At 34.0% G+C, this 12,457-nt stretch carries 7 protein-coding genes and 3 pseudogenes; 9 read left to right on the top strand and 1 reads right to left on the bottom strand.

The genetic code is table 11. The features are described from left to right. The first annotated feature begins 160 nt into the window (after nucleotides 1-160). The 3 genes and pseudogenes from NST14_RS16085 (at nucleotide 161) to NST14_RS16075 (ending at nucleotide 4,427) form a co-directional block, all read left to right on the top strand. Nucleotides 161-1,701 (top strand): annotated as a pseudogene (locus tag NST14_RS16085) (serine hydrolase domain-containing protein). Nucleotides 1,702-1,897: 196 nt separating this feature from the next. After that, nucleotides 1,898-3,130: a DUF4073 domain-containing protein gene (locus NST14_RS16080; RefSeq protein WP_229142804.1), complete on the top strand. Its 1,233-nt coding sequence runs from the start codon at nucleotides 1,898-1,900 to the stop codon at nucleotides 3,128-3,130. Between the two features lie 301 nt (nucleotides 3,131-3,431). Further along, entirely contained in the window at nucleotides 3,432-4,427 is a 996-nt protein-coding gene (locus NST14_RS16075; RefSeq protein ID WP_001046590.1) for a D-cysteine desulfhydrase, read from the top strand. Nucleotides 4,428-4,596: 169 nt separating this feature from the next. Here the strand turns inward: NST14_RS16075 and NST14_RS16070 are convergent. Next, nucleotides 4,597-4,886 (bottom strand): annotated as a pseudogene (locus tag NST14_RS16070) (hypothetical protein). 100 nt (nucleotides 4,887-4,986) lie between these two features. Between NST14_RS16070 and NST14_RS16065 the strand changes: the two are divergent. From NST14_RS16065 to NST14_RS16040, 6 genes and pseudogenes are all read left to right on the top strand, one after another. Further along, nucleotides 4,987-5,409: a hypothetical protein gene (locus NST14_RS16065; protein ID WP_000654992.1), complete on the top strand. Its 423-nt coding sequence runs from the start codon at nucleotides 4,987-4,989 to the stop codon at nucleotides 5,407-5,409. Between the two features lie 912 nt (nucleotides 5,410-6,321). Next, nucleotides 6,322-7,767: a L,D-transpeptidase family protein gene (locus tag NST14_RS16060; RefSeq protein ID WP_073540958.1), complete on the top strand. Its 1,446-nt coding sequence runs from the start codon at nucleotides 6,322-6,324 to the stop codon at nucleotides 7,765-7,767. Between the two features lie 369 nt (nucleotides 7,768-8,136). After that, complete coding sequence (locus tag NST14_RS16055; RefSeq protein ID WP_001104097.1) at nucleotides 8,137-8,352, top strand: hypothetical protein; 216 nt, start codon at nucleotides 8,137-8,139, stop codon at nucleotides 8,350-8,352. Between the two features lie 109 nt (nucleotides 8,353-8,461). After that, nucleotides 8,462-8,764, top strand: a pseudogene (locus tag NST14_RS16050) (LysE family translocator); the annotation flags it as partial. Between the two features lie 598 nt (nucleotides 8,765-9,362). After that, nucleotides 9,363-10,607 carry an MFS transporter gene (locus NST14_RS16045; protein ID WP_229142803.1) on the top strand — a complete coding sequence of 415 codons (1,245 nt, stop codon included), beginning with the start codon at nucleotides 9,363-9,365 and terminating at the stop codon, nucleotides 10,605-10,607. A 14-nt stretch (nucleotides 10,608-10,621) separates the two neighbouring features. Beyond that, the gene (locus NST14_RS16040; RefSeq protein ID WP_000549726.1) at nucleotides 10,622-11,914 is read left to right on the top strand and encodes an ATP-grasp domain-containing protein; all 1,293 of its coding nucleotides are present in this window, start codon (nucleotides 10,622-10,624) and stop codon (nucleotides 11,912-11,914) included. Nucleotides 11,915-12,457: the final 543 nt, after the last annotated feature.

The following is a 12,457-nucleotide window of genomic DNA, read 5'->3' as shown; positions in this document are numbered from 1 at the left end:
TTTATGAATTTCATTGCCCGCGGATAAAGGACAATAATAGTAGAACTTTGATTTTTATTACAATTTTGTAAGGTTAAGTAATGAAAATCGATAGAACGGGATATTGGAATGGGATACTCTGATTGGTGGGTAGAATATTCTGAAAAAAGGGGTAGGACAAATGAAGAATAGACAAAAAGCATCGATAATATGCAAAAGCATTTTATGTTTAATCATTTGCATATTGATTACGAATGAAGCATGGTTTATAAATGTGGTGAGGGCAGAATCGGGCATGCTGACTGATAGGAGTATAGAGGATTTCAAAAAAAAGCTAGATGAACAGGTACCAAAATGGCAGGGGAATTATAATGTATCAGGGGTTGCAATAGGAATTGTACATGAGGGGCGTATTGCTTATACACTTAACTATGGTTATGTAGATAAAAAGACAAAAAAAGCGGTGAGTGATGATACTTTGTTTCAGGCTGGTTCCATATCTAAAAGTCTTACAGCGTGGGGAATCTTGCATCTTGTAGATGAAGGTCGTTTATCACTAGATGATCCCGTTGGAAAATATCTGACCAAATGGAAATTACCTAATTCAGAGTTTAATAATAATGAAGTCACGATAAGAAGATTATTAAGTCATACAGCAGGGCTATCTGCACATAAAGGATACCTTGGGGTTGCACCAGGGAAACATCTTGATTCTATCCAGGAGTCTCTGTCTGGAAAAGGATGGCTTAACGAACCAGTGGAGGTTACTAATAAACCAGGTTCAGAAACAATTTACTCTGGTGGCGGATATACAATTTTACAACTTGTAATTGAAGAGGTTACCGGAATAGCGTTTGATCGTTATATGGAAGAACAAATTATGAAACCTTTAGAAATGAAATCTAGTTCATTCTTACAACGTCCTGAAAACCATAACCTTTCGAAAGCTTATGGATATTTTGGGGAGGAGCTCCCTAGTTACCAATTTACCGAACAGGCTGCTGCAGGTCTCAAGACAAATGTTACGGATATGATGAAATTGATACTTGCAAGCATGGATGCAAATAATAAAGGGAATGGTGTCATCAAAAGTGAACGTGTTGAGGAAATGCAAAAGCCAGTATTAGGGGAGAATGGTTTAGGTATATTTGAAAAAAAACTATCTAATCAATGGAAATTACTTTATCATTCTGGTGACAATCGAGGCTGGCATTCTTTTTATGGTTTCATTCCTAATACAAAGGATGGATTGGTAATCCTTACAAATAGTGAAGGTGGTATAGACTTACGTCAGGATATTTACCACGCATGGATTGAATATGAAACGGGAAAATTACCTGAAAGTTACTTCGCTCTAGCTGAGCAGAGAAAAAACAACTCTATTACATCAATTGTTATTGAAGCCGCGCTTGGTATGTACTTGCTGCTGTTTGTTTTTAGATTGTACAAAGGTAGAAGAACGTTCATTTTTAAGCAAGAGAAGAAATCTTACATCGAATTAGTAGTTAGGACATTTTTACTTATTATTACTGCTGTTCTCGTTTTTTGTGCTGCCGATTTGTGGAGAGTGTTTAGTTTGAATTCCGGTAATACAATAAATTTCATTCTAATAATGGTATGGATTATAACATTATTAATTAGTGGATTTTTCCCGAAAATTAAAAGTAATAAAAACAACGTATGAAACGAAAAAATTTAACATCAAAATTTACATGTATGTAATGTTAAAAGCTAGAAAGCTAGATTGGCGTGAATCGCTAATTGTGGTTTGCAAAAAACGACAAAATCTCTTAAAAAACACTTAACTTTTAACTCCATCTATCTTTACAATCTCTCTCTATAATGTGAATTGGACAAGCACCTAAGAGAAAGCAGAACATGTCAGTTTGTACATTCTAATATTAGGGGGAGAATTTGTATGAAAAAGACAGTTGCTTCGTTAGCAGTTATGGCGGCATTATTACCGACATTTTCAGCACATGCGGAAGGGAAAGAGCAAGTTCGAAAATCAGCTACAACTTTTAATGTTATTAGTGACATTCAAGGTGATTTAGGAGATTTTGATCACGTATTAAAAGATATGAATAAAGTAACGCCACTTTCTAGAGCGCTTATTATGAATGGGGATATAACGCCAACTGGACAACAGTCCCAATATGATGATGTGAAGCGTGTATTAAACAAAAATAAGCATCCCGAGAATGTATGGTCAACTGTTGGGAATCATGAGTTTTATGCTGGTAAATGGACAGCTGATGGGAAGTTATCTCAAAGTACATGGCCAAATGGTGTAACTGAGGAAACTTTATTTAACCGCTATCTGAAATTTAGCGGACAAGAAAAGGTATATCATAAAAAAGAATTAGACGGTTATCCGCTTCTATTTTTAGGAACGGAAAAATATATGAAATACCACGATTCAAAAATGTGGGATGAAGTATATATGAGTGATGAACAATTGGGTTGGTTAAAACAAAATTTAGAAGAGTACAGCCAAAAAGATAAAAACAAGCCGATTTTCATTTTTTCTCATCACGTTTTACCTGATACGGTGTCTGGATCAAGACAATCACCGTACTTACAAGATTATTTAAATGTCGATAAGTTGTATGATATATTAAAAGACTATCCACAAGTTGTTTTCTTTACGAGTCACACGCACTGGGATTTAAACTTACCGGACTGGGCTGGTAAAAAGAAAATTGCAGGCGGAGATAAAAAAGGATTTACTGTTGTAAATACGGGCGGGATTGAAACGGGCTGGATGTCAGCTGGACCAAATGGAGGAGAGAAGACTGCTCCTGATGGTTATTCATTTAAACAAGGGTTGCAAGTGAAAGCATATGGTAGCGATGTAATGGTGACAGCTTACGATTACAAACGTGATAAGGAAATAAAGAAATTATTAATTAGTGATTCGAAAATTGCACAAATGGCACCAAATGTAACGGCAGATGATAGTAAAAACGTAATCGTCGGTGCAACAGAATATATGGAGTACTCTATAGAAGGAACGGACGAGTGGCATACTTATAATCCAGGAAACCCACCCAAATTTGACGGGGACAAAATCGTATACGTACGCCATAAAGGCGAAATGAATTTAGAACCAGGATTAACACAGTTACTCCGTTTTTCGGCAAATAAGTGATTGGAGGGAGCCCGCATTTGAATGTGTGGGCTCTTTTTATTTTGTTGTTTTTTTGTCGATAAGTCGATATATTTGAAAAATAGCTGATATAAATTAAGAATCGGTCGATATAATTTGAAAATCGCCGATATAAGTTAAGAATCGCTGATATAAATTTCATGTACCGTATTGAAGTTATAATTCTATTCGCCAAAACCGAATTCCAACACATTTTTACCCCAGAAAGATGACTTCATCATTTTTACATGTAATAATAGTATCGTTACATACATTGTGAAAGAAGTACAAAGGAGCGTTATTCATGAATTTAGCTAAATTCCCGAGAAAAAAATATACAGAATCATATACACCAATTGAGAAATTAAACAATTTTTCTGAGGCACTTGGCGGGCCGACTATTTATTTTAAACGAGATGATTTACTTGGTTTAACAGCTGGTGGTAATAAGACGAGAAAGTTAGAGTTTTTAGTTGCGGATGCACAGGCGAAGGGTGCAGATACGTTAATTACAGCTGGTGGTATTCAGTCCAATCATTGCCGCCTAACACTGGCAGCTGCGGTGAAAGAGAAAATGAAATGTATTCTTGTATTAGAAGAAGGGCTTGAGCCAGAAGAGAAGCCAGACTTTAATGGAAACTATTTCTTATATCATTTACTAGGTGCTGAAAATGTCATTGTTGTACGAAACGGAGCAGATCTTATGGAAGAGATGCATAAGGTTGCGAAAGAAGTAAGTGAAAAAGGGAATACACCATATGTCATTCCAGTTGGTGGATCAAATCCTACTGGCGCAATGGGATACGTTGCTTGTGCGCAAGAAATTATGGCGCAATCATTCGATCAAGGAATTGATTTCAGTTCAGTCATTTGCGTAAGCGGTAGCGGCGGCATGCACGCTGGGTTAATTACAGGTTTTGCTGGAACACAAAGTAACATCCCAGTAATCGGAATTAACGTAAGTAGAGGAAAAGCAGAGCAAGAAGAGAAAGTAGCAAAACTTGTAGATGAAACTTCAGCTCACGTTGGTATTCCAAACTTTATCCCGCGCGAAGCTGTTACATGCTTTGATGAATATGTAGGGCCAGGTTACGCGTTACCAACGCCAGAAATGGTGGAAGCAGTGCAGCTGTTAGCAAAAACTGAAGGTATTTTACTTGATCCAGTATACACAGGTAAAGCAGTAGCGGGATTAATCGACTTAATTAGAAAAGGTACATTTAATAAAGAGGACAACATTTTATTCGTACATTCAGGTGGTTCACCAGCTTTATATGCGAATACATCTTTATTCGCGTAAGTATGAAAAAGCATTGGGTATCCAATGCTTTTTGTTATATACTGGAATTATTAGGAGGCCAGAAGGGGGAGTATATGAGTTCAAACTTAAAATGGATGATATACACGATACTCGGTATTTTTATTTTATTAATTTTATTTGTAGCTTATGGAGTTTATTTATATTTCACTTAAGTGAAATGGTAACCGAACCAAAGGAAGAATAAAATAATTGCTGTATTAAATAGAGTAAAACATAAACCGATGATGGCTAAAATTTTTTCTCAGCTCGGCTACAAAAAGAGATGACCGCTAATAGGATCGCTATGACAGCGGAAGCTAATATGAAGTAAGCGAAAGGCACAACATATTCTACTCCAACCCTGTCTAAAATAGGTGTGAAAAGAAAGAGATTAATCGTAACGAATATACTTACAATGAGAAACGTATAGCTTTTCCAAGTGTATGTTTTTAACTGCATGGATCATACTCCTTTCCTTATATTATTTATATTTTTAACCATAAATTAATTACCTTTATTTTACAATAATCTGGATTGTTATGAAATGAGGTAGATGAATATGAAGGATAGAAATGTGTCTTTAGTTTTTATTATTATCTGTATATTAATAGTAACTGGCTGTTCAAATATACTAGGAAATGAAGAGCAAAGAATTGAAGTGCAAAAAGATATTGGTGATAATGAATATGAAGATTTTAAGGTAGTGACAGATAATAATGAAGTGATGCAAGTAAAGAAAATATTAAAGGATACTATTTTTGAAAATAAAAAAGTGGAAATGTCTCGTCCAGCTGATTATCATTTTATTTTTCAATTTAAAAATCCGAAAATAGAGGCGAAAGCTGTGTTGTATCAAATTTGGATAAGCCCTAATAAGGATACAGTGGAAATCATCTCGGGTGGTAATCGGTACGCTCAATTAGAAGAAAAAAATGCAGCTATTTTGTTTCGGATTGTTACAGGGGAAAAGTTAGCTGAGTAAACTATATTGGATTATAGGGATTCAGTTCATATTTTTCATTTTGAGAGATAATTAGTTTTCAACAATAATAGCTATCTTTTTATGTTGGAATAAACATTGAGAATCGGATAAAATGGAAATTAGACATTGGATTCATGCTCCTTAAGGTGTGCTTTAATCTGCCAACGGATAATAAAACTAGGAAATATATTGTTTTTATAAAGATTCGATGTTATGTTTAGTTTTCTTAATATAATATTTCCCTTATATAGGAGTGGCTATTTGAAGAAATTAATAGTATTAGTTTTATTGGCTACATGCTGTCTCACTATTGCAGGATGTTCTAATAATAGGGTTACAACAAAGGATGAGTCTAAAAATTCAACACCTGTAAAGATTAAACGTATCAATAAAGCGTGGTATAAACATATATAATAGTTTTCAAGAAACTTGAAATTGTTGATGATAAAGATATCATAAGGTGAAATTAGTTAGGCAGATTAGAGGTTGTGAAACCTGGTGACAAGCAGGAAGCATGGTTCGCATTTAAATTAATAAAATATGCGGCATTAAAATATTCACAAAAAAGAGTCTACATGTAGGTCATTTTTTGTGGATATTTTTCATAAATAAGAGATATTCTATGCTGCCTGTCTCTAACTTGGACCTTCTAAAAATTACTTTACTAGGTTAAAATGTTTATAGAGTATCATCCTTCAAAATGCGGTGGGTCCCATAATAACTCGATTGATGTGGTCCTTTTTCGCGTTATTTACTATCTTTATATATCTTTCTATTAAAAAATCTAACTTTAATAGATTAAATGAGATAAAACCTAGTTAAAAACAATGAAATTTCAGGAAAAATAAGGTACACTATTCAATGGTTTTGGTTTAAAATCAATTGACGTTAATGTATACGGGGGAAAGATTGATGAACAACAATACAGTAAATGAATCTGTTGAAGAAGTTGAGAAAAAACGGGTAAGATCAAAAAAACGTTTTACAAATTGGAAGCTTATCGCAGCAGGTGGCGGTGTACTTGCACTTCTCCTTGGGGGAATGAGTTATTATCAGGCAACTCACTTCAATTCTAATGTTACGATTAATGATACAAAAGTCGGTGGTATGAGCGCTGATGAGGCAATACAGAAATTAAAAACATCTGGACTAGCAAACAAAGTTTATATTGATCAACAACAAATTTTAGATGAAAAAGAGACAAAAACGGAACTGACGGAAAAAGATTTGCCGCAAGTTAAGAAACTATTAAAAAGCCAGTGGACATTTTTCCCTTCTTCAAAGGAAAAAGATTATTCATTGCTACCAAAAAAGGCAGAGCAGTATCGTAGTGAAACGATGAAAAAACTTGTAGAAGAAAAGCTCATGTCTATGAATGAAAAATTAAAGGCACCTCAAGATGCTATGGCAAAGCTTGAACAAGGAAAAATTGTTATTTCGAAGAGCGTTGATGGAAAACAGTACGACGTTACGAGTTTACTAAAAGATTACGATAAGCAGAAGCATAAAAGCGAAATTCATTTAAAGTCTGCATACATACAGCCTATTAAAGAAAACGATCCGATTATTAAAAAAGAAGAGAAAGCATTACAGAATCTTCTTACGCAGTCTGTTGATTATAAAGTGCAAAATGAAGTGTATTCATTAAAAGCAAAAGATTTAATTCAAAATGCCACTATGTCAAAGGATATGAAAGTGACAATCGATGCGAGCGATATTAAGAATAAGGTTGCTGAAATTAATAAGGCTAAATCTACATTACATAAAGACTTCGCTTTTAAAACACATTCTGGTTCGGTTATATCAGTAAAAGGACAAGGATACGGCTGGGCACTAGATGTGGAAAAAGAGACAAAACAAGTTGGGCAAGCCTTTGAAAAAGGCGAAAAATCACTTTCTGCTTCTAACATTCACGGGAATGGTTGGGAGAAAGAAGGGATCGGTTATAAAACAACATCGAATAATGGTATCGGAGACACATATGCAGAAGTTTCAATTGCAGATCAACAAATTTGGATTTACAAAGATGGGAAATTAGTCCTCACAACAAATGTAGTAACGGGTAAACATAGCACAGGTGAAGATACATCACCAGGTGTGTGGTACGTTCTATACAAACGAACACCATATACGCTAAGAGGTAGCGCAGTAGGGAAAGCTGATTATGCAGTGAAAGTAGATTACTGGGTTCCATTCACAAATAGCGGTCAAGGATTCCACGATGCTGGCTGGCGAAAAGACTGGGGAAGTAATGCTTATTTAACAGGAGGATCAGGCGGTTGTGTAAACCTTCTTCCTAACGTTGCAAAAACTGTGTATGATAGTTTGAATACGTATGATCCAGTTATCGTGTACTAGAAAATAGGTACGTATTAAGAACTTAAAAATAAATAAAGCACCTGATGGTACATGAAAAAACACCTCTTGCATTCGCATACTAAGTGTGCAAATGCAATGGAGGTGTTTTTGTTTGAATACAAGAGTTTATTGCTTATAAGAAGTAAAGTGGAGAGAGATTCAGATGAAGAAACAGGTTTTCAAATAGTCAATAAAATTGACACTGAATATCATTTTCATTTATGATGAAATCGTCGTATGTAATTGGACATGATTTTCGTGAAAAATTCTATTTCTTATATTCATATAATAGATTTCTATTAAGGTATCACATTCAAGAACTATTACTAAATCTTTTAAGAACTTAAACGTAGGAAAGGATAATATAAAATGAATTGGAAAAAAGGCGGATTATGGGTTATTATTTTTTTCATTGTAAAAGGCACAATTTCTACACTGTTAATCGTTACAGGTGCTAAATATTTTGATTTGTCATTTATGCAACTTTTCGTACTAATATTGATCTTATTACTGATTTCTCTCATAAGTCGAAAATTACTGTATAGACATAAACAAAACAAAAAGCAAAAAGAGCTAAATATATAAGGAAGCCTCAGAGACCTTTGGATTTCTGGGGTTTTATTTATTCAATAGTAAGTTTTGGCTCCGTGATACGAATGGTACACCCCATCAGTTTTATCGGTTGTAAATCAAAAGAAAGATATATTTACAAGGACTCTTAACAAGTCTTACGAATCCAAAAGTCTCTTTATTCTTTATTGCGTTTCTGCCGCAGTTTATAGATACAAAGGCTTCAGGTCCTATACCTTTTATCATTTTAGGAATTACTTTTACAGTAACTGGACTATTGTGGTGTTTATTTGTTGCTTATTCCTCTTCCTATGTCACCAAAAAATTAAGAGGAAATCAAAAGGTAGGAATGATTCTAAATAAAGTAACAGGACTGATTTTTATTGGGATGGGGTTAAAGTTGCTTCAAACAAAGGCTCCTCAATAAACATGAATAAAAAAAAATGCCCCCTTCAAGAGTTGTTATCTTTGCTTTAAGCTAATTTCTATATATTAAAAACCTCTTCAAATTTGAAGGGGTTTTTTGCATGTTATTTTGGTTTATCTAAAAATTTATTTTATAGTGAATGATCTATTTTAATCAATTGTCATGTGAATATGTCCTCCAATGACAAGGTTAAATCCATTCATTTCGTCATCGTAGCTTCGTTATCTTGCTATTACATTCCAAAATGCGTACAATAGCGTGCCTTCAAGGTTATACTGATGCTGGAGGTGATTCAAAGTGACATACGATTGGAAAATGAATTCGAAACAAACTAATTCACAATCAGATTTTTACAAGTGAATTCCATCAGTATACCATTTGGTTTATAAACGAATGTGGAAGTATCTTTCGGAAGATGAGCTTTTCATTAGCTAGAAGATTTTTAAACATCTAGTCATCATTTGAAACTAAAATCGTTTTTATATTAGGTTTCGAATTTTTATGTGGTACAGACATTAGTTGAAAGGTAGGTTTCGCCTGCTTTGACTTATATCGCAAACTTGATAATTTATAAAGCTGGATTTGACGGGGGGATATTATGAAAGGTAGCAATCATTTTAATTTTCACAAGCTTTGGTTAGGACAGTCTATAAGTTTATTAGGTACTCAGTTTACAATAGTAGCTTTGCCGCTTTTTGCATTAGAGGTGTTACAAACAAGTGAAGCAAATGCTGCTATACTTCGTGGGGTTATATTCGTCCCTTATCTAATTTTTGGGTTAGTAGCCGGTGCTTTAATAGACATTTTTCATAGGAAAAATATTTTGCTAATTTGTAGTATATGTCAAGGAGTATTGTTTTTATCAGTATTCATACTGACTGTAACAAATATTATAACGTTCCCCTTATTGGTAGTTGTCATGTTTTTAAATGGAATATTCACCACATTTTACAACATCGCTATTCCTTCTTTCTTACCGGAAATAGTAACAGATAAAGACAACTTAAAAAAAGGAAATGCTCAACTAGCACTTTCAGAGTCTCTTTCTATAGTAATTGGTCCTATGCTAGCTGGAATCGTCATTACTCTAGTTGGATTAACAGGTTCATTCACTGTTGACGCAGTAACGTATTTTGTTTGTTTTATGTTTGTATTATTTATTTCAAAGTTTAAACCGCATACAGAGGGTTCTTTAAAAGACGTAAATATAAAATCCATATACCAAAACATATATGAAGGTCTGATATATTTCAAAAAACACCCTGTATTAGAGCCAATTGTGACATGTGGTGCTGTTTACGGTTTTTTTAAATACATACTAAATAGTATTTTAGTAATATTCCTTTATAAGGTAATGGGTCTATCTGAAATTGAAATAGGGTTTGTTGTAGGTTCAGCAGCGGTCGGATTTTTAATAGGTAATACGGTTCTCATGAAAAAAAGTCAACAAATTAATAATACAAAAATGCTTATTTATAGCGCTACTGTATCAGTTACCGGTTTGGCTTTTATACCGATAATGGGATATATGGGAACAATTTACGGTATAGTAGCCGCAAGTATTATACATGGTATGGGAGAAGGTGTATTTGGCCCTTACGCCGCAACTATACGACAACTTGCCTCACCAAATCACATGCTGGGCCGAGTAAATGCTGTACAGCGCACGCTTAATTGGGGAGCTTGGGCATTGGGAAGTTTTGCTAGTGCACCTTTAATTTCTATATTCGGGCTTCAAATTACATTATTTATAGGGGGATTTGGAACAACATTGTGTTTAGTGGCGTTGTTAAGACGAGGCATATTAAAAGGAACTGACATTGAATATACGAGTTCATTTTAGGGGAGCTGATATTGATGCATAAGGTATTAAAAGGAACTGACATAGAAAATAAACCACATATTTTATTTATAGGGGGATGGACAAAGCCTATACAAGATGCATTAGACAGTGGGTACACTGTTTCCTATATAGGATCTTACGCTAGACACATATATTTTGATGGATTTATCTTAGAAAAATGTTTCTATAAAAAAGAAATAGATACAACAAACATACCCTTATCTATATACTATGCTGAAGAATTATTTAAAGAGAAACCTTTTGATGTGGTTGTATCTTTCAACGAAACAGCATTAGATACGGCTTGTATAATTGCAAAGATTTTTAATGTTAAAGGACCTTCTTACAATGCTAATATGATAACTCGTAATAAAGACATGATGCGTGAAATTCTAGCAGGTAAAGACTTTTCGATAGATTCGACAGTTTGTAATAATACTGAAGACATTAATGAATTTTTGAATAAAAAAGATAGTGTTATAATAAAGCCGCCGATTGGGGCAGGGGGTAAAGGAGTATGTAAGCTAGACTCGGGAGATGACGTAGGGGTATTTATTGAAGAAAATGGTATTCAACTACCTGTTTTAGTGGAAGAGTATATTGCAGGTGATATAGTTTATACGGTTGAAACCGTTTCTTATAACAAAAAACATTCTATACTTGCTATATCAGCTGAAGTATGTAAAGAAGATACATTTCTAATAAACTATACGATTATGCCGGCACCTATAGATGAATCTCAAAAACAATTAATTATGGAGAAAGTAATGATGTTTTTGAACGACATGCAAATGGAAAATGGCATTACTCATACAGAAATAAAGTTAGACAAACAAAATAAGCCAATAATTATAGAGTCTCAAGTTAGAATAGGTGGGGGCAACATCTGGAAGATGGTGGAACTAACAACTGGCATATCTCAATTTGGATACTATTATGATGCGCTAAATACTGAGACTATAGATGAATTTAGATGTGTACCTTCAAAATGTCATGCTATGTCTTTAAGCTTGATTCCAAAACCAGGTTGCTTAAAAGAAATCAAGTATAAAGGGCTAACTAACATATCCGAGGTCGTATTAATTGATCTAGTAGTAAAAGAGGGCGATACCATACCAACTATTATAGATAGCACGCAACGCAAAGGGGCTATATTATTTATGGCTAATGATATAAAACATATGTATGAAGTTGCAGAGGAAATATGTAACAACATAACGTTTGTTTATGAGGATTTCTCAGAATGGAAACCTTCTTTTAAAAAAATATATGTAAAAAGAAATGTGGCAAATGACTGGTCTATATAACAAAGGATAATTTAAATCACATGTCTCTATTAACCAAAAATCGAATAAAAATGTATTAGCTAGAGCCATGTTTTTTGATGAAAATGACGAGTTTATATAACGAGTCCTTCAAAATCAATTACAATGAGCCGGTTTATCCTTAGTAGGACAAAAATTGGCTTTTTTGTATGAAAATGTGCTTAGTGTGGTTTTTGTTCGAAATACTGGAGAAATCCCATTGCTATCATGTAAAGAAATACATTCTTCCCTAAAATGAAATTTTAGTTTGATAGCGACGAGCTACTGATTGTGGAAAATCTCCAGGCTTCTATTAGCTGCTTAGTTGAAGAATTTGTTCCATAGCTCTTAAGGTATTGTAATATAAATAATAAAATTATCTTTCTGCCATTCATTTAAGTGGCTCAATCTCTACATCTTATGAATTCCCTGAAAGTACTAAAACTACGCAAAATAATTAACCATCCTATGCAATAAAGTTACTCCACTAAAGGGCCATATTGTGGTACTGTTAAGGAAAAGCGAGTAATTGCGTTGTACAAGGGG

This window comes from Bacillus sp. FSL W8-0519 (genome assembly GCF_038005585.1).
Classification (GTDB): Bacteria; Bacillota; Bacilli; order Bacillales; family Bacillaceae_G; genus Bacillus_A; species Bacillus_A paranthracis.
The sequence above is the reverse complement of the archived record's forward strand: the minus strand, read 5'-3'. Positions and strand labels throughout refer to the sequence as shown.

What these genes read in the sequence shown, in the direction of transcription:
- NST14_RS16080 (WP_229142804.1), top strand. Translation starts at nt 1,898, where the DNA reads ATGAAAAAGACAGTTGCTTCGTTAGCAGTTATGGCGGCATTATTACCG.
- NST14_RS16055 (WP_001104097.1), top strand. Translation starts at nt 8,137, where the DNA reads ATGAATTGGAAAAAAGGCGGATTATGGGTTATTATTTTTTTCATTGTA.
- NST14_RS16040 (WP_000549726.1), top strand. Translation starts at nt 10,622, where the DNA reads ATGCATAAGGTATTAAAAGGAACTGACATAGAAAATAAACCACATATT.
- NST14_RS16045 (WP_229142803.1), top strand. Translation starts at nt 9,363, where the DNA reads ATGAAAGGTAGCAATCATTTTAATTTTCACAAGCTTTGGTTAGGACAG.
- NST14_RS16065 (WP_000654992.1), top strand. Translation starts at nt 4,987, where the DNA reads ATGAAGGATAGAAATGTGTCTTTAGTTTTTATTATTATCTGTATATTA.
- NST14_RS16060 (WP_073540958.1), top strand. Translation starts at nt 6,322, where the DNA reads ATGAACAACAATACAGTAAATGAATCTGTTGAAGAAGTTGAGAAAAAA.
- NST14_RS16075 (WP_001046590.1), top strand. Translation starts at nt 3,432, where the DNA reads ATGAATTTAGCTAAATTCCCGAGAAAAAAATATACAGAATCATATACA.